Raw genomic sequence first — 17890 nt, 5'->3', positions numbered from 1 at the left:
CACTAAAGACACAAGCAACAAGTCGGCCACTAAAGATGGATTGGGACAGCATGAAAACATATCAGTATCGCATTCATCCCGCTATCGGGATCGCGCGAGTAGGCAACCACCCAACTGACTACTACTTTGGTCCTGAGGCACCAGGAGTTGCGCCGGAAGGCCCCTTCAAATCCGATGGTAAAATCAAACGGCAAGCTGTGCGATTTCGGATCTTTCGTTACACATATGACGAGGACGGGCTCGCAGGCATACGGGAAGTTACGGCTGACGCCGATAATGTCAAAATCAAGTGGTCCGTGCATCTGATTAACAAAAAAGCTGCATCAGCGGTCTTTCGCCCCGAACAACCAGTGCGCCTCCGGAACGCCCATATTCAATCTGAACGCCGTCGTTTGGTGATAGATTCTGGAACGACAGCAATATCAAAAGGCATGCCACAGAAAACGCTAGAAGGCGCGTTCATGAATACCCCTGTCACTCTAGGCCATATTTTGACGGACGATGACGGGCGATTAATTGCGTTAGGCGGGCGCGGCACTTCAGGTTCAGTACCGGTTGGATCCACGTTGAACCACTATGCGAACAATGACAATTGGTACGATGATGTCTCTGACGGGCCAGTGACAGCTACGATCGAGGTCGAACGCGGCATTCATCGCGGAATGCATGAAGCTGAATCCGCTTGGCTTGTCGTCTCACCACCGAGCTATGCGCCGGGTATCACAAATGTCGTCACTTGGTATGATCAAGCATTTCAAGTCGCCATCGAAAAGGATCCACAACTGGTCTCAAAGAAGCTGTCTTTTAAAGATCACATCCTACCCATTTTGATGCGGCCAGTTCTTATGCAGTGGGTAGACGGATACGCTGCGGATGGCCACAGCGCAGCTAGGCCCGGTGGAAACTTCCTGGATACCAGTCTTTTGAAGAAGTTGAAGAGTAACAGCGAGTCCGATCGCCCCACAAGACAAGGCGTTTTCGACAGGGTTTACACACCAAATGACCCAAACAACTTTGGAAACATGCCTGCTTTGAACACGGGCATCGACCCGGAAAACCCCTTCGGCCCTCGCCAACTAAGCAGTGCGGTCACCGACCATCAGTACGGGATCTTACTCCGTTGGGCGAAAGGAGATTTTGAATCCGATCTCCATGGGGACGAAATCCCAAGTCCGCCGACCTACGACAACATAAGAAATTCAGACAAGCCTGCAGCGCTGGACAAGGCAGCCCTAGATGACAGCATCGGTCTTTCCTTCTTTCCCGGAATTGAAGCGGGTTATCTCTTGGCGCGTGCAGACACCTACGTCAAACCGTTTCGAATTGCCCCTGAGTTAGAGCCGGGCGATCTGACCGCAGCGCTGGCGGTGCCTTGGCAAGCTGACTTCTTAGCATGCGACCAAGATGCATCTCATACTTGGTGGCCTGCAGCACGGCCCAACGGCATTTTCCGGGAGGGAAATCCGAACCGGATCGATTGGGTTCCTCCGTGGCTCAGCAGCTATCGGCAGATGGTAGAGAACTGGCACAAGCTAGGTTTCATAGTACCTGAGGATGGAACCAGACGCTTCATCGAAACAGAGCGCGATCCCGATTTGGATCTTCTGAATTGAAGAAGATTGACTGCGACGTCGCGGTCATCGGTGCTGGCCCTGCTGGTCTTGCAGCAGCAATTTCGCTATCGAAGCAGGGAACGGATACTGTCGTTTTGGAACGTGGCAACTTTGACGAGCTTCGGATTGGAGAGCACGTTCCACCTGAGGCAAGACCGTTACTGCACAACCTGGGATACCCGCTATCGAATCTAAGCGGGCACCATTTGGACAGCGACGGCGTGGTCGGGCTTTGGGCCGAAGCAGAGCATGTCGGACGCGACTATTTGTATTCTGGCCATGGCTTGGGGATAAACCTGACCCGGCCACTTTTTGACAGAGAACTCGCCCACCTTGCTAAAGCAGCGGGAACCAGAATTCTAACTGGCGTTAGACTCTCGCTGAGTGCTGGCCCCCCGGATTGGCAGATTGACATCGTTAAATTCAAAAGGACCCACAGCATTCGTTGCCGTTACATCGTCGATGCCTCGGGGCGAATGGCCTGGCTGACGCGAAAACTTAGAATAGGTCGAAGGATGCAGGGGCGTCAATTGGCATCCCTCGCCTATTTAGGGACAGATGGGATGGGTCGTGACACACGCCTTAAGATTGAGATGTCCGGATCCAGTTGGTGGTATGCCCTACCTCTCATTGATAACCGCCATGTTATTGCTGAATTGGGCCCGCAATCAGAACGATCGCAGAGAGTGCGGAGCAATGGATATGGATGGCTTGCCCGTTTTCGAGAGACTGAGTTGATCTCTCAGCAAGTGAACATTCAAAAACCGCCGAAATTGATTACCTGCGCTGCTTACGCAACAGGCCCGACGAAGGTTTGCGGCGAACGTTGGATTGCAATTGGTGATGCGGCTTGTACTTTCGACCCGCTCGCGGGCCAAGGGATCAGAAAGGCCCTTCAAGATGGTCTGCAGATCCCTGAAAGAATCTCACGCGGCCCAGCGATAACGACCCGCGAGCCGCTTGGTTATCAGAAGGAAATCTCAGACCGACTAAACGCGCACTTTAAGCAATTGAATAATCTAAAAGATCGAACAAGTCTATAGCTTACGAAAAACATCTCATTTGCCAAAGACGATCCTCCATAGCGCACGGATCTAGGCTAATTGGAGCGCCAAACGGGCCATCAAAGCGTGCATCTCAGTGTGCAGACTATGCGAAGATCGAAAGCTCCGGATGCTGCACAATTTGTCAACGACCGCAACTGGGCTAGAGCTGTAATTGCAGCAAGTGCAGACCGATGAAAACCGCAGCGAAATTCAAGATTGCTCGCTCGTTCGACGCAAACCAGTGTCGCTGTCGAAAAGATGCGATTTGGCAGGCTGGATCGCAAATTGCATGATTGAGTTGTCACCACTCAGGACATGAACACCCGGCAGGCTGGCTGTGAAGCTTTCGTTTGTGTCGACCAGTTCGCAATGCAGGAGAGTATTTGCGCCTAGCGGTTCAGCCAGTTTGGCGCGAACGCGGATCGCTCCGGCCTTGTCGGCGTTCAGGTGTTCTGGGCGGATTCCAAGTTTGACGGGACCGTCAGGCCCAGTGGCCTCGACAATGCGTTGATCGCCCGACATAATCCAGCCGTTTTTGATTTCGGCGTCCAGGATGTTCATCGCCGGGCTGCCGATGAACTGCGCGGCAAACAGGGTCCGCGGGGTTTCGTAGACTTCCAGCGGCGTGCCGATCTGTTCAGCGACACCGCCGTTCATCACAATCATCCGATCCGCCATGGTCATTGCCTCAACCTGATCATGGGTTACGTAAAGCGCCGTAATACCGAGCTTGGACTGAAGCTCTTTGATTTCAAGACGCATCTGAACGCGCAGTTTGGCATCGAGGTTCGACAGCGGTTCATCAAACAGAAAAACCGCCGGTTCGCGCACAATGGCACGTCCCATCGCAACGCGCTGACGCTGCCCGCCCGAGAGCTCTCGGGGTTTGCGGTCCAATAGCGGTTCAAGTTGCAGCAATCTGGCGGCTTCAACCACCTTCGCGTCAATCTCATTCTTTGGCAGCCTGGCGATCTTGAGACCGTAGCCCATGTTCTGGCGGACTGACATATGCGGGTAGAGCGCGTAGTTCTGAAACACCATTGCGATATCGCGGTCCATCGGTTCCTTATCGTTGGCGCGCTCGCCCCCGATCAGAACGTCACCGGATGTAACGGTCTCCAACCCGGCGACCATACGCAGCAATGTGGATTTTCCGCACCCGGATGGCCCGACAATGACGATGAATTCACCGTCTGCGATGTCGGTCGAGACACTGTGGATGACCTCGGTGTCGCCAAAGCTTTTCTTGATATCCTGAAGGGAAACCGTCGCCATCTGTTACTTCTCACTATCGACAAGGCCGCGAATAAACAGCCGTTGCATGCCCACGACCACGATGACTGGTGGGATCATCGCAAGGATCGAGGTTGCCATGATCGTTGGCCAGTGCGCAAAGTCATCGCCGCTTGGGAACATCTGTTTGATGCCCATGACGATTGTGTTCATTTCCGGGTCGGTCGTGATCAAAAGCGGCCAGAGGTATTGATTCCAGCCATAGATAAACAGGATCACAAAAAGAGCGGCGATGTTTGTCCGGCTCATCGGGACCACGATATCCCAAAAGAACCGCATTGGGCTGGCACCATCTACGCGGGCCGCCTCGGCCAGTTCATCCGGGATCGTCAAAAAGAACTGCCGGAACAAAAACGTCGCCGTGGCGGATGCGATCAACGGAAAAATCAGACCCGAGTATGAATTTAACATGCCAAAACCGGCCACCACCTCATAAGTGGGGACAATGCGCACCTCGACAGGTAGCATCAGCGTCAGGAAGATCAGCCAGAAGAAGAGGTTGCGGCCAGGAAACTTGAAATAGACAATCGCAAATGCCGAAAGCAGGGAGATAATGATTTTCCCCACTGCGATCCCGATCGCCATGACCAGACTGTTGAACAGCATCGTTCCAACCGGCACGTTGATGCCTGAAAACAGCGCATTCTTATAGTTGACCCAAAACTGATCGCCCGGCCAGACCGGCATGGGCGGGCGGATGATGTCCGACTGGGTCACGGTTGAGGCGACAAAAGCCAGCCAGATCGGAAAGAAGATTACCAGAACGCCCAGGATCATGAACACGTGGGTCAGCCACAAACTCGTGCCCCGTTTTTCGACCATACCTTGCATTTCGCGTGCCATCAGTAATGCACCCGTTTTTCAATGAACTTGAATTGCAGGACCGTCAGCAGCCCGACCACGATCAACAGGATCACTGACTGTGCCGAAGAAGACCCGAGATCCTGACTGACGAAGCCGTCGGAGTAGACTTTGTAGACAAGGATTGTTGTTGCCTGTTGCGGCCCCCCTCCGGTGATCGTGTGGATCACTCCAAATGTTTCGAAGAAGGAATAGACGATATTGACCACAAGCAGAAAGAAGGTTGTCGGCGACAAGAGCGGCAGCACAATTGTCCAGAACCGCCGCCAGAAATGCGCACCGTCAATGGCAGCAGCCTCAATGACCGATTTGGGAACCGCTTGCAGGGCCGCGAAGAAAAACAGAAAGTTATAGCTGATCCGCCCCCAGGCCGATGCAACCACAACAAGGCCCATGGCTTCGGTCCCGTTCAGCACGTGGTTCCAGTCGTATCCCATTTGCCCGAGGTACCAGGAGACCACTCCGACGCGGGTGTTGAACATGAACAGCCACAGCACGCCCGCAACCGCAGGGGCTACGGCATAAGGCCAGATCAACAAAGTGCGATAAACGCCTGACCCTTTGATCAACCGATCGGCGACTACGGCCAAGAACAGCGCGGGGATCATGGAACACAACGTCACAAGGACCGAAAAGATCGCGGTAGTTACAAACGACGCACGATAAAAAGGATCTGACAGCAGGAATTCGAAATTTCCCAGGCCGACATATTGCATCGACAAACCAAAAGGATCAGGGATGAACAACGACTGCCAGATCGCTTGTCCTGCCGGATAGAAAAAGAATACCGCCGAGACTACGACTTGTGGCGCAATCAGCAGCAGCGGCAACATCCAACCGCGAAACTTGACCCGTTTGTCCATTAGACACCTTGGCAGAAAAGGCGGGCCGTTTGGCCCACCTTTCGCATTACCTTAGTTATTGGCCGATTCGAACCGGCGCAACAGCGCGTCACCGCGTTCTTTTGCACTGTCCATCGCTTCCTGAGCGGTTTTGTCACCTGCCCAGATGGCCTCAAGCTCTTCGTCGATGATCCCGCGGATTTGGTCGAAGGACCCGAGGCGCAGACCTTTGGAGTTCGCAGTCGGTTCTTTCGCGGTCATCTGGATCACAGCCACATCGGTGCCGGGGTTGTCCTCGTAGAACCCGGCAATGCGGGTTGCTTCGCCCGCTTCTGCCGTGATCGGCAGATAGCCGGTGTTCTGGTGCCATTGCGCCTGCACGTCGCTGGATGACAGGAAGCTGAGGAATTCTCCTACGCCAGCATACTCGGCGTCATCATGGCCCTCCATGACCCAAAGGGATGCACCACCGATGATAGTGTTTTGTGGGCTGTTTCCGACACCTTCCCAATAGGGCAGTGGCCGTACGTCGAAATCAAACTCGGCTTCTGCCTTGATCCCTGCATAGCCAGCCGAGCTTTCGGTGAACAACGCACATTCGCCAGACCGGAAGTTTGCACCACCTTCATTGCGGCGCCCGGTATAGATGAACTTGCCGTCTTTCGCCCATTCACCCATCGCCGTCAGATGCGCGACCTGCGCCTCGCCGTTAAGCATCAATTCTGTATCAAGCCCGGCAAACCCGTTGTCCTGGCTGGCGAATGGTACATCATGATAGGCCGAGAAGTTCTCAAGGTGGATCCAACTTTGCCACGCTGTTACCAATGGGCACTGAGATCCACCCGCTTTGAGGGCGTCAAGCGTTTCGCCCACTTTCTGCCAGGTTGAAAGATCTGTGTCCGGATCAACACCTGCCGCTTCAAAGGCGTCCCGGTTCACCCACAAAACCGGTGTCGAAGAGTTAAATGGCAGCGACAGCATTTCACCATCTGTCGTCGTGTAATAACCTTTGACCGAGCCGATATAGGCGTTTGGATCAAACGTGGCACCGCTCTGCGCCATCACCTCAAAAACAGGCTTAGTCGCCCCTTTTGCTGACATCATAGTAGCCGTTCCGACTTCAAACACCATAAGGATATGCGGCTGCTCACCAGCGCGGAATGCCGCGATCCCGGCGTTAAGCGTTTCCGAGTAGTTGCCTTTGTGGCTTTGCACGACAACATAGTCGTCTTGACTTGCGTTGAACTCTTCAACCTGTGCCGCAACCAGCTCACCCAAGCGGCCTGTGAAGGCGTGCCAGAATTGCACTTCTGTTTGTGACATGGCCGCAACTGGCGACAGCAGCGTGGTTGCGGCGAGGGCGCCGAGAATTGACTTTTGCATTGTTCCTCCCTTGCACCGCAGCGGTGCGTGGTCTTCAAGCGCTGGGATTGAGGTCCCACGCATATTGTTCGATTTCAAAACGATACACCTGTACGGGAATTTATCAAGGTAAGGACTTCTCAGCCTTACGGCTTTGAAATTCCAGCACTTTGGCTTTAAACGTTGCAAGACGTTGCAACCTCCAACCAGATCAACCTGGGCCGCTTGGAGTCTTCGTAGGCAGCTTGTCACAATTTGGCTCCTCACCACACGTTAAGCAAATGTGTAAGAAGCTTACGAAAGCATAGAATCTTGTAAATTTTGTAATACCTCAAAACTACTTGGCCAAAACAACGCAACCTGTGTTCGACACCGTGATGGCATAACGGTTGGAACCGCAAGATTTGCTACCGCCCATAGGCGCACAATTGGAACAGCCAATACCAGTTCTTAGCGAATCGACCGCCCACAGCGGACCATGGTTGATAGAAAATGCAAGTTCATTGCGTCCACGGAATGTACTTTGATCTGGATATGATTTCGACAATGCGCAAAAGTCCGTTCTGGTGAAGCTGAAGCACAGCGGTGAGCATCTTGGCGAATGCCTGGAATGTGCCCGACGCAACTCCGCAGCACGCTATATCAAATAAAGTTTTCACCACACTTGACTTCGGCTACAACACAAAGTCTCGAAAGTGGAAAAGTCGCTGCCCACAACAGCTAAAATTTCTGCACTCTTTTTGTCTGATGATCGAGTGTTTCTCATCGAACGAAGCAAAGCTGGGCGGTTGAGAATGGCCTAGTCGTTGAAGTCTGCGCTTTGGATTGTCGATAGGGGAGGCCTCCTATTTCGCCCTCAAAAGACCGACCAAGTCCGGGACTGTCTCATGAGATTTGGAGAAATCGAGATCAAGTCTAATATGCTCAAGATGCTCCCTCGCTAGGGCCGAGGCGCGCTCCGCATCTCGGGTTTCGATTGCGTCCAATATTCCTTCATGCTCGTCTTCACGACAGCAGGACGAATTGCCTGACCCGAACATGGCTACGATCAGTGACGTCCGCGTTACAAGTTCACGAAGGGTTCGAGTCAGGAAGCCATTTCCTGACACGCTGGCAATAAGAATGTGAAACTCTCCGGACAGTCTGATAATCTCTTGGCGGTTATCAGATCTGCGGGCTGCTCTTTCTTCTTTGATGTGATCAGTTAATGCAATGAACCCTTTTGCGTCGATACGCTCGGCCACCTGTGCGGTCAGGCTGGGTTCTATATGAATGCGCGCCTCAAAGACTTCGTCAGCATCTTTCTGGTTTGGGCATGCGACAAAAGCCCCACGGTTTGAACGAAGCTCCACAATTCCTTGACTTGCCAGCAGAAGCAGCGCCCGGCGGGCCTTCATTCTACCAACACCGAAACTTTCACAGATCGTCGATTCGGTCAGCTTTGTCATCGGAGTCAAATCTTGCTGCATCACCGCATTGTAGATCCGATCGACGATTTTGCGCTCGTCGTCCAGCGACGAGTCTACGTCGTGAATTTGCTGAACTGCCAAGGTCTTAGCCTCCGGATTCTTTGGTTTTGAACGCGTCTACCCAGCACACTAACGCCAAATCTCGTCAACCAAAACAGCGATTAATGTTAACGATGGGTAAACTTTATGTTGACAAAGATTGTTAACAATTATTTGCTGAGTGCAACTGGCCACGCAAGATGGCTTGAGAAATTCGGCTGTAACGCGTCGGATGACTTCCAACGGAGGAGAAATGATGAAACGAAGAGCAATAGTGAAATCCGTCGCAGTGACCCTTGCGCTGTCGACATTTGCAGCCCACGGTGCTTGGGCAGATAATCCGACGCTCAAGATTGGCTTTGTCGGTGTTACCAGCGGTCCTGCGGCGGCTTGGGGCATCTCGAACCAACGTTCGATGGAGACACGTGCGGCCTGGATCAACGAGACCGGCGGCTACAAAATCGGCGATACAACCTACGACATTGAGATCGTCTCGTTCGACGACCAGAAAGACCCCAAGCGCGCCATCGCTGGTATGGAAAAGATGGCGCAGGAGGGTATCCACTACGTTGTTGGGCCAAACGTCGATGATGGTGCCGCTGCGGTACGCCCTGTGGCTGAGGCCAATGGGATCATGTACTTTCCCTATGCATTTCCGAAAGAGCTATACTCCGCACCGGCTTCGAACGCAGTGCTGGGGATGATCGCCAACTATCAGTCTGGCCCGGCTATCTATAAGCACCTTATGCAGAATGAAGGCGTCGAAAGCGTTGCGTTTGTTGCCGCAAACGAATCCGACCCTCTCAGCCAGCGGGATGGAGGTGTGGCTGCGGCCAAAGAGCTGGGGCTTGAGGTGGTTTCTGACAACGTCACCTACCAAGTAGACACCACGGACTTCACACCCGTCCTGACCCCGGTCCTGCGTACCCAGCCTGACCTATTGGTCTTGTCTGGAGTGTCGCCAGCCAACGCGCCTCAGCTTATCCGTTCGGCCCGTGAACTGGGATTTGAGGGGCTGATTTCCACCGAAACGGCACAGGATGCGCAGGTATTGCGAGAAGGCGCAGGTGATCTGGCCAATGGCTTTATGTCGGTTGGCGGGGCGTCCACGCCCGAGCTTGCCTCCGATGACATGCGCGAGTTCGTTCAGCGCTATACCGATATGTTCGGAGAGTATAATGACGAGTCCAACACCAAGGTCTACGCGTTAGAGTACATCCTGGAGACGCTGAAAGCGAATCCGGCGGCTATCGACAACATCGAAGTTTTTCAAGAGACAATGGATAGTTTCGAAGCGCCCAACCCCTTCGTCGTTGGCGACGCCAAACTGCGTTACGTCGGTACGACATCCTTCGGTCAAAAGCGCCAGCTCTTCGTTCCATTGGTTGTGAATGTCTACCGCGATGGCGCTTTCGAAACCATGTTCGTGGCCGAGGTTGACTGACAGTCACCTCCCTGACGAACTATAGTTCTCCCTGATCGCTAACTGCACTTCGGGCCGGTTCTTCTGGCCCGAAGCGATAAGAAAAAGCTGGAACACAATGGAACAAGTAATCGCCAACGGGGTCTATTTGGGCGCGCAATATGCGATGATCGCCCTTGGCCTGACACTTATCTTCGCCCTTATGAACGTGCTCAACTTTGCCCATGGGCAGATGTACGTTATCGGCGGGTTTGTCACCTACACCTTCTACGGACAACTCGGCCTTCCCTTTGTGGTCGCTTTGTTTCTGGCCTGCGCCACGCTGTTCATCCTCGGAGCCCTGGTCGAAAAGTTCCTGTTTGGTCCAGTGATCAAACGCTCCTCCCGAGAGGAAAGCACCATGCTTCTCGCGGCGGGCCTTGCGTTCTTTCTGGACGCCGTCATCCTGTTGGTCTTCGGTGAGAAACAGCGCGGTGTGCCGAAAATCGTCGACGGGGTCTTCAACTGGGATTTCCGGTTGATCATGCCCTATGACCGGATTCTCATCTGCGTTCTCGCAATCCTGTCCATCGTCGGCTTCATTCTGTTCATGCAGTACTCCAAGACCGGGCGCGCGCTGCGTGCCCTGGCCCAGGATCGCACGGCTGCGCAATTGATGGGCGTGAATGTCGATCGCTACTCGATGATCGGTTTTGCTCTCGGCGCGATGCTGGCGGGGCTTGTTGGTGGGTTGCTTGTTACGATCACAGGCGTGAACCTCGGTATGGGTGAGCCGACCTCTATCAAGGCCTTCATCATGGTCATGATCGGTGGAGCAGGGGTGATTTCCGGTGCAATCGCAGGTGGGATCATACTCGGCTTCCTCGAAGCTATCGGTCTCGCGGTACTGTCTCAGTATGGCGACATCACCTATCTGCTGATCTTCGTGTCTTTGATGATCTTCCTGGCCATCCGCCCTCAGGGTCTGATGGGCAAGCCGTGGGGTTAAAGTAATGCTGAAGCTTTCCCTACCGCAGTGGATCGGTCTTGGTTTATTCCTCTTGGCCTTGTTCGTCGTCGTGCCGATGACAATCACAACAATTGGTCGAACCGATCTGCTCTTCACGCTGACATCCGTTGGACTGCTGGCCATCGCCAGCGCGGGCGTATGGCTGACGTTCTACATCGGACGGATCAACATAGGGCAGGGGGCATTCGCGCTGCTTGGGGCTTATGTCTCTGCCATACTGGTCACCAAAGCAGGAATGTCATTTTGGCTTTCCCTGCCGATTGCAGGTCTGGTCGCATCGGCGTTTGCGGTTGTCATCGGTCTACCGATCCTGCGGTTGCGTGGCGTCTATTTCGCAATGATCACGCTGGTGCTGACCCAGGTTTTTGAACTGACGGCCCTGGCGCTGCCAATCACCAACGGGGCGCAGGGTATCACCTCAATCCCGTTGCCGGGCGAAGTCTCGGTCTTGGGTCTCACCCTTATTCCTGACTTCGCTACCGTCGAGAACTCTCGGCTGGCTTTTTATTATGCAACGGCGGTTCTGATGGTGCTGACATTTGCGGCCATGTATCGGCTGGTAAACTCCCGCTTGGGGCATCTGTGCCGCTCGATGCAGCAGAACGAAGAACTCGCGAGCTCAATTGGGGTAAACATCTCTTATGTCCGGGTGATCGTGTTTGCGATTTCATCCTTCTTCGGCGGTATCGGCGGCGCCATGTTCGGCTCGATTGCGCAGTCGGTCTACCCCTCCAGCTTTCAGGTGGCCGACAGCGTGAACTTCATGCTGAACTGTTTCCTCGGCGGGCTTGGCTATGTCTTTGGCCCCATGCTTGGCACGCTGGTACTCTACTTTGGTTGGGATCTGCTGTTTGAGTTCGGCAAGTACCAATTGCTGATCTATTCCAGCATGCTGATCATTCTGATGCTGGTACTGCCTAATGGCCTCCTGAGCCTGCGTCTTCCGAAGCGGGGAGGGAAAGCCAAATGAGCACGCTTCTTGAAGTCCGTCATGTCACCAAGAAATTCGGTGGCCTTACAGCCAACAATAACATCTCGTTCGATGTGCATGAAAAAGACATCCTGTCGGTCATTGGTCCCAATGGGGCTGGCAAGTCGACCCTGTTCAAGATGATCGCCTCCTTTCTGCCAACGACCAGTGGTGAAGTGCTCTATAAAGGTGAGCGCATTTCGAACCTCAAGCCGCATATCGTTGCCCGGAAAGGAATCGTGCGCACATTTCAGGAAACCACGATCTTCAAGTCCATGACGGTGCGCGAGAGTGTGATTGTTGCCCAGCATTTGCGTGCGAAGGCGTCGCTTGCCGGATACTTCTGGGGGAGCACGGCGGCCCATGAGGACGTCGAAAGCTTTGGAAATTATGCAGATGATCTGATCGACTTCCTTGGAATGACCGACATCGCAGACGAACAGGCATCGAATCTGCCACAGGGCAATCTGCGCGCGCTTGGCATTGCAATCGGGCTGGCAACAGATCCCAAGGTTCTTCTTCTGGACGAACCCTTTGCGGGAATGAACCACGACGAAACCATGAGAATGGTCGATCTGGTGCGAAAGGTTCGTGACGAACGCGAGGTCACTGTGCTGCTTGTCGAACACGACATGCCTGCCGTGATGAAGATTTCGGATCGAATTGTGGTCCTCAACTTCGGAGAAAAGATCGCCGAAGGCACACCTTCGGAGATTCAAAACGATGAGCGGGTGATCGAGGCCTATCTGGGCAGTGCTGACGATGAGATTGGGATTTAGACCATGAGCAAGATGTTGGAATTCAGGGATGTCGAGCTCTACTACGATCATGTCTACGCACTGAAAGGGGTGTCGATTGACCTCGAACAAGGGGAAACCGTAGCGTTAATCGGGGCCAATGGTGCCGGCAAAAGCTCAATCCTGCGTGCCATTACAGGGCTGGCTAAGATCGCGGCCGGTAGCGTGAGTTTTGAAGGTCAGCAGATCGACGGCATGAACCCCGCCGATGTGGTGGCCGGCGGAATCGCGATGGTCCCCGAAGGTCGCCGGGTATTCCCCTATATGAGCGTTAAAGACAACCTCTTGATGGGTGCGTTCACCAGAGACAAGAAATCTGGTGTTGAGGATACGCTGGAGAGCGTTTTGGAGCGCTTCCCGCGCCTTAAGGAACGATTCAAGCAATCCGCAGGCACATTGTCCGGTGGAGAGCAGCAGATGATGGTCATCGGACGCGCCCTGATGGCCAAGCCACGGCTGTTACTTTTGGACGAGCCATCACTGGGTATTGCGCCGAAACTCGTTCAGGACATTGCCCGGTCCATTGTGGCCATCAACCGGGACGAAGGTGTGTCGGTTCTTCTTGTCGAACAGAACTCCCGCATGGCGTTGTCGATCTCGAACCGTGCCTATGCATTGAGTACGGGCAGTGTTGTCATCGAGGGTAACTCCAAGGAGTTGCTTCACGATGATCGCATCAAGGCCGCCTATCTTGGCGGCGATGTGTAGGAGCGTGGCATGAAACTTTTGCTTATCAATCCCAACACCACCGTGTCGATGACCCGAAAGGCCGAAATGGCGGCCCGCAAGGTGGCACGCCCCGAAACAGAACTGATTGCCACGAACTCCAAGTCTGGTCCCCCGAGCATCGAAGGCTTTTACGATGTCGCGATCTGCGTGCCGGGACTGCTTGAGGAGGCACAACGGCACCGCGAGGTCGATGCGATCGTCATTGCGTGCTTCGACGACACAGGTTTGGACGCCATGCGGTGCACTTTTGACGTGCCTGTGATCGGTATTGGTGAAGCTGGGTTTCATGCAGCCGCGATGTTGGCACACCGGTTCTCTGTCGTGACGACGCTAAGTCGGTCCGTGGCAGGGATCTCCGACAATCTCAAACGATACGGATTGGAGTCAAAATGCGCGAGTGTACGTGCGTCAGATATCCCGGTCCTAAAGCTGGAAGAGAATGATCCCGTTTCGATTGATCAGGTTCGGTCCGAGGTCGCGGCGGCCATCGAACAGGACAATGCCGAGGCCATAGTGCTTGGCTGTGCGGGAATGGCTGACTTGATGTCGCAGCTTTCCGACGAGTTCGGTGTGCCGATAATAGACGGGATCTCCTGCGCAGTTGGAATGGCCGAAGCTCTGGTGGCGGCGGGGCTTTCAACATCCAAGGCCCGGGCCTATGCACCAGCGGTGCACAAGCAAAACTCTCCAGCGGACGCCTTTGAAGTTCTGGATAAACTAACTGTCGAGTAAGTCACTTTTCGCTCGGTAAAGCGGGTGCGATTTTCCAAGACGCCGTCGCGGTTGGGAAATTCCAAGGGCTGATTATGGCCACGACGCCAACCGCTTCACGGCGGACATCGATCTCGACGCCGGGGCGAACACTGTCTGCATTCTCACCGATCTGACGTAGGCATTCGGCGGCATAATAGGTAAAGAACTGGCCGGCGCGGTATACCTCTCCCTTGCCCTCGGCCAGCGGTTTGCCTTCCTCGCGCGACAACAGCATGCCCAGTTCGTCGGCACGGGCCATGAGCTCATTTCCGATGTTCATCAGAACGGTTTGCTTGCGCTCAGGCAGGTAGGCGGCCCATTCCACCTGTGCTGCGCGCGCCCGATCCAGCGTCGCCGCAAGCTGATCTACACTGGCCTGCGCATAGGTGCCGACTAGATCGCTTAGGTCTGACGGGTTGCGGTTTTCGATCTCGCTTTCGCCCGCCAGCCATTCGCCGGCGATCAGATTCAATTTGGTCACATAAAACCCCGGTGGCAGTTTCTCGATTTTCAGTAGGATGGATTTTGCAGTTGACATCAGTCAAACTAAAATAAATTAACCGAATTTCAGGAAAACTGAAACATGTCCATCAAGATCGAAATGTTGCGGTGCTTTTGCACGGTTGCCCAGACAGGCAACTTGGCAGAAGCCGCTGACCGTCTGGGTCGCACGCAATCTGCCGTGTCGATGACGTTGAAGCAGTTGGAAGATCATCTGGGTAAAAAGCTGTTTGAGGGCGAAAGAAAAACCCATCTTTCGCCTTTGGGCCGACAGGTGTTTGACCTTGCGCTTAAACAAGTACGTCAGTTCGATGCCTAGTGTAAACGACTTCTCCACCGGTTCTCAAAGGCTCTTGGCACCTACCGTCCTACCCAGGACAGTAGCACTGGCCTCACGCGTGGAGACTTCACATCGGAGCGTTTGTGGCCAATGTGGGATTGGAGTCGCGCGGTCAACATAGGGCGGGAAGCGAAAGCTTGCTGTAAGCGAGAACCCATCGCCAAGCCTCGGAAATCGGACATCCGTCGCGCAAGCCAGAGACTGTCAAACACCAAATTCGTCAAAGACGCGTTCGGTATGCTGCCCCAGCGTTGGTGGTGGTGGCAGACTTTCACTTGCGTTGATGGATCTACGGATCGGAGGTGCTGCCATTGTGACTTCTGTGCCTTTTGTGGTTGCGACGCGAACGCGGTTCAAACCTGGGTGTTCTGCCAGGGCCGCCACAGAGTTGACGGCACCATAGGCGATGCCTGCCTCGGACAGGGCTTGGATGAACTCGTCGCGCGACAAACCTTCCGTGACACCACCGATTATTTTGTGCAAGGCATCCATGTTTTCAACACGGGCATTGTTGTTATTGAACCGTGCATCAGTGGCCAGTTCAGATTGCCCCAACACCTTGTCACAAAACTGCGCCCACTCACGCTCATTTTGAATGGCGATGATGACCTGGGATCCGTCGTTGACCTTGAAGGCCGCGTAGGGTTGGATCGTTGGGTGCATCAGACCGACCCTCTTTGGGGCTTTGCCTCCGTACTCGTATTGCATCAGCGGCACGTTCATCCATTCCGACGCGACGCCAAAGAGCGAAACGCTGACACCGTAGCCCTCGCCAGTTCGCTCGCGATACAAAAGCGCTTCGACAATCGCCGCATGCGCGGTCATTCCCGCACCGATATCGCAGATTGATACACCAATGCGCCCGAGGTCATCGGGTGCACCGGACACATCCACCAACCCGCTTTCTGCCTGAACCAGAAAGTCATAGGCCTTGAGAGAACTGGCCGGTCCGTCCTCGCCATAGCCGGAGATGTCGCACGTGATGAGCCTTGAGTTCTTCTTGCGCAGCTCTTCAGAACCGAAACCCGCGCGGGCCATAGCGCCCGGCGCCAGATTTTGAACGAACACATCCGCTTTATCCAGCAAACGATTCGTCAACTGTGCGTCTCTTTCCGATTTCAGGTCGAGTACAACCGACTCCTTACCGTGGTTGGTCCAGATGAAATAGGAGCTGTCGCCATGGACAGCGGCATCGTAGCCCCGTGCAAAGTCACCCCCTGCACGTTCGATCTTGATGACCCGAGCGCCCATGTCGACCAAGCGCGAGGTGCAAAGCGGTGCCGCCAGTGCCTGTTCAACAGATACAACCAGCAGGTCGGAAAACGGGTTCGTCATGTTGTTCTTTCTCCGGACTGCCGATCAGGTGTCAGCGAGGGATTTGGTGACCTCGCGGAGATCCGTGGCTGTCTCCAACGAAAGAATGTCGGCAGATACCCGGCCAACCCGCTCAACACCAAGAGCACCAACCGCAAGCGCGCGGAACTTCGCCTCAATTTCTTCAGGCGTCATCCGGTTGTTCGGGTCGCCTTTGGCGTAAACCTGTTCGCCCGAGAAAACTCGGCCATCGCGGGTTTTCACGTCGACCAGGGATGCGACTGTGTTGGGGTATCTCTCGGCCAGTTCCATGCTGGCTTCGATCTTGATACGTGGCATCAGGTCGTTGATTTCCGGGTCGGCCAGAGTTTCATCCGAGAAGCGATCCAAGGTGACCTCTCCATCTTTGAGGCCCAGGGACACAGCAAATGGTGTGCTGAGGCGCGCAGCCAGAGGACTTTTCGGTGCATAATTCATGCCCTGTCCCGGCATGGTTTCCGACTGCACGATGCTGATTTCGGCGATATCCGCAGTCTGCAATCCGTGTTCGGACACCAGATCGAGCGTTTTTGCGACGGCCGTATGGCTACACTGGATAGTGGGCAATGATTTCAGGCCGCCGATGCTGACCTCGTAGTAGTCCCCCAGCCGGTCGAGCAAGGGGGCAGGATTCGGTTCTTCCGAGAAGGCGTTGAAGAAGCCCGAAGGGTATTCGAGAATGCCGAGAGGGCCTGTCGCGCCACCTTTGATCAGTTGAGCGAAGAGCACGGCTTTCATCGCGGCCATGGCCGGATGCAGGCTTTTGGAGAAATCCCCGTTCTCGATGCCGTACCGAAGACCTCCAGCAGCGTCAGCGGCGAGGCCGATGGTCATTTCGACGCCGACAGCATCCAGTTTCAGCAGCTTCGCTGCGGCGGCTGCCGCGCCGATGCCTCCGAAGGTCGCCGTCGGATGCCAGAACTTATAATGCGATGGCATCGTGCAGCGCCCGATGCGCCCTGCCACATCAAAGCCCAACACGAAGGCTTCGATGATCTCTTTGCCGCTAGATTGCAGTTCTTCGCCCAAAGCGAATGTGGTGGCAACGAGCGATGACCCCAGATGCGAGATCGAAGGCATGTGTGTATCGTCGAAATCGATGGTGTGCGCCATGGCACCGTTGGTCAGCGCCGCCGTCACGGCGTTGGTTTTCCCGGCCTCACCGAAAACGGTCGACTCGCCGCCCGCGTTTTGAGCCGCAGCAAACCCTGTGACCCAGGAGACCTCTTCGCTGGCCTGAACGCGCCCGCCAAGGGCACAGCCAAGGGTATCAAGGATAAAGAGTTTCGCCTGTTCAACGACCTCGGACGGCAGGTCATCATAGTTGGTGTGAGCTACAAACTCTGCAAGCTGACGGGTCAGGCCCGCTTGCTCTGTCGGGTGTGTCATTAGAGTCTCCGGTTCGCGCAAATCTGGATAGGGTAAGCCTTGGAGCCAAAATTTGCATCTGGTAGGGCTTTCAAAAACTAAAATGCATGGATAGTTGCTAT

The 17890-nt window shown here is 54.5% G+C and carries 16 protein-coding genes and 1 pseudogene; 9 read left to right on the top strand and 8 right to left on the bottom strand.

The features are described from left to right. Window positions 1-50 precede the first annotated feature (50 nt). Window positions 51-1613, top strand: a complete 1563-nt coding sequence (locus tag ACR3ES_RS20505; RefSeq protein ID WP_170437929.1) for a LodA/GoxA family CTQ-dependent oxidase — start codon at window positions 51-53, stop codon at window positions 1611-1613. After that, the gene (locus ACR3ES_RS20500) at window positions 1610-2656 is read left to right on the top strand and encodes an FAD-dependent oxidoreductase (RefSeq protein ID WP_170437931.1); all 1047 of its coding nucleotides are present in this window, start codon (window positions 1610-1612) and stop codon (window positions 2654-2656) included. The genes ACR3ES_RS20505 and ACR3ES_RS20500 overlap by 4 nt, the downstream gene beginning before the upstream one ends. Before the next feature lie 213 nt (window positions 2657-2869). Here the strand turns inward: ACR3ES_RS20500 and ACR3ES_RS20495 are convergent, their stop codons facing one another. From ACR3ES_RS20495 to ACR3ES_RS20475, 5 genes are all read right to left on the bottom strand, one after another. Further along, window positions 2870-3934 (bottom strand): sn-glycerol-3-phosphate ABC transporter ATP-binding protein UgpC, encoded by a 1065-nt coding sequence (locus ACR3ES_RS20495; protein WP_170437933.1) that lies wholly within the window; start codon window positions 3932-3934, stop codon window positions 2870-2872. Window positions 3935-3937: 3 nt separating this feature from the next. Beyond that, a complete protein-coding gene (gene ugpE, locus ACR3ES_RS20490) occupies window positions 3938-4774 on the bottom strand; it encodes a sn-glycerol-3-phosphate ABC transporter permease UgpE (protein ID WP_170437950.1) in 837 nt (278 codons plus the stop codon). 20 nt (window positions 4775-4794) lie between these two features. Then, the gene (gene ugpA, locus ACR3ES_RS20485) at window positions 4795-5676 is read right to left on the bottom strand and encodes a sn-glycerol-3-phosphate ABC transporter permease UgpA (RefSeq protein WP_170437935.1); all 882 of its coding nucleotides are present in this window, start codon (window positions 5674-5676) and stop codon (window positions 4795-4797) included. Between the two features lie 51 nt (window positions 5677-5727). Further along, window positions 5728-7038 (bottom strand): sn-glycerol-3-phosphate ABC transporter substrate-binding protein UgpB, encoded by a 1311-nt coding sequence (gene ugpB / locus ACR3ES_RS20480; RefSeq protein WP_480424343.1) that lies wholly within the window; start codon window positions 7036-7038, stop codon window positions 5728-5730. An 824-nt stretch (window positions 7039-7862) separates the two neighbouring features. Beyond that, window positions 7863-8567 (bottom strand): GntR family transcriptional regulator, encoded by a 705-nt coding sequence (locus ACR3ES_RS20475; RefSeq protein WP_480424341.1) that lies wholly within the window; start codon window positions 8565-8567, stop codon window positions 7863-7865. Between the two features lie 214 nt (window positions 8568-8781). On the opposite strand from ACR3ES_RS20475, the gene ACR3ES_RS20470 reads away from it, so the two are divergent. The 6 genes from ACR3ES_RS20470 to ACR3ES_RS20445 all read left to right on the top strand — a co-directional run bounded on the left by ACR3ES_RS20470 (window position 8782) and on the right by ACR3ES_RS20445 (window position 14185). After that, the gene (locus tag ACR3ES_RS20470) at window positions 8782-9969 is read left to right on the top strand and encodes an ABC transporter substrate-binding protein (RefSeq protein ID WP_170437939.1); all 1188 of its coding nucleotides are present in this window, start codon (window positions 8782-8784) and stop codon (window positions 9967-9969) included. A gap of 97 nt (window positions 9970-10066) precedes the next feature. After that, entirely contained in the window at window positions 10067-10936 is an 870-nt protein-coding gene (locus ACR3ES_RS20465) for a branched-chain amino acid ABC transporter permease (protein ID WP_170437940.1), read from the top strand. A 4-nt stretch (window positions 10937-10940) separates the two neighbouring features. Then, window positions 10941-11927: a branched-chain amino acid ABC transporter permease gene (locus ACR3ES_RS20460; RefSeq protein WP_170437942.1), complete on the top strand. Its 987-nt coding sequence runs from the start codon at window positions 10941-10943 to the stop codon at window positions 11925-11927. Then, entirely contained in the window at window positions 11924-12706 is a 783-nt protein-coding gene (locus tag ACR3ES_RS20455; protein ID WP_170437944.1) for an ABC transporter ATP-binding protein, read from the top strand. Before ACR3ES_RS20460 ends, ACR3ES_RS20455 begins: the two co-directional genes overlap by 4 nt. Window positions 12707-12709: 3 nt before the next feature. Next, on the top strand, window positions 12710-13432 hold the full coding sequence (locus tag ACR3ES_RS20450) for an ABC transporter ATP-binding protein (protein WP_170437946.1): 723 nt from the start codon (window positions 12710-12712) through the stop codon (window positions 13430-13432). A 9-nt stretch (window positions 13433-13441) separates the two neighbouring features. Continuing rightward, window positions 13442-14185, top strand: a complete 744-nt coding sequence (locus ACR3ES_RS20445) for an aspartate/glutamate racemase family protein (RefSeq protein ID WP_170437948.1) — start codon at window positions 13442-13444, stop codon at window positions 14183-14185. Between the two features lie 16 nt (window positions 14186-14201). Here the strand turns inward: ACR3ES_RS20445 and ACR3ES_RS20440 are convergent. After that, window positions 14202-14744: pseudogene (locus tag ACR3ES_RS20440) on the bottom strand (aldehyde dehydrogenase family protein); the annotation flags it as partial. A 45-nt stretch (window positions 14745-14789) separates the two neighbouring features. Between ACR3ES_RS20440 and ACR3ES_RS20435 the strand changes: the two are divergent. Continuing rightward, window positions 14790-15026 (top strand): LysR family transcriptional regulator, encoded by a 237-nt coding sequence (locus ACR3ES_RS20435; RefSeq protein ID WP_480424337.1) that lies wholly within the window; start codon window positions 14790-14792, stop codon window positions 15024-15026. A gap of 225 nt (window positions 15027-15251) precedes the next feature. Here ACR3ES_RS20435 and ACR3ES_RS20430 read toward each other — a convergent pair whose 3' ends face one another. Next, complete coding sequence (locus ACR3ES_RS20430) at window positions 15252-16382, bottom strand: CaiB/BaiF CoA transferase family protein (RefSeq protein WP_170429190.1); 1131 nt, start codon at window positions 16380-16382, stop codon at window positions 15252-15254. Between the two features lie 24 nt (window positions 16383-16406). Next, the gene (locus ACR3ES_RS20425; protein ID WP_170429193.1) at window positions 16407-17789 is read right to left on the bottom strand and encodes an MmgE/PrpD family protein; all 1383 of its coding nucleotides are present in this window, start codon (window positions 17787-17789) and stop codon (window positions 16407-16409) included. Window positions 17790-17890 lie beyond the last annotated feature (101 nt).

The organism is Ruegeria sp. B1 (assembly GCF_056535885.1).
Note: the sequence above shows the minus strand (reverse complement) of the source record. Positions and strands in the feature narration are given on the sequence as shown.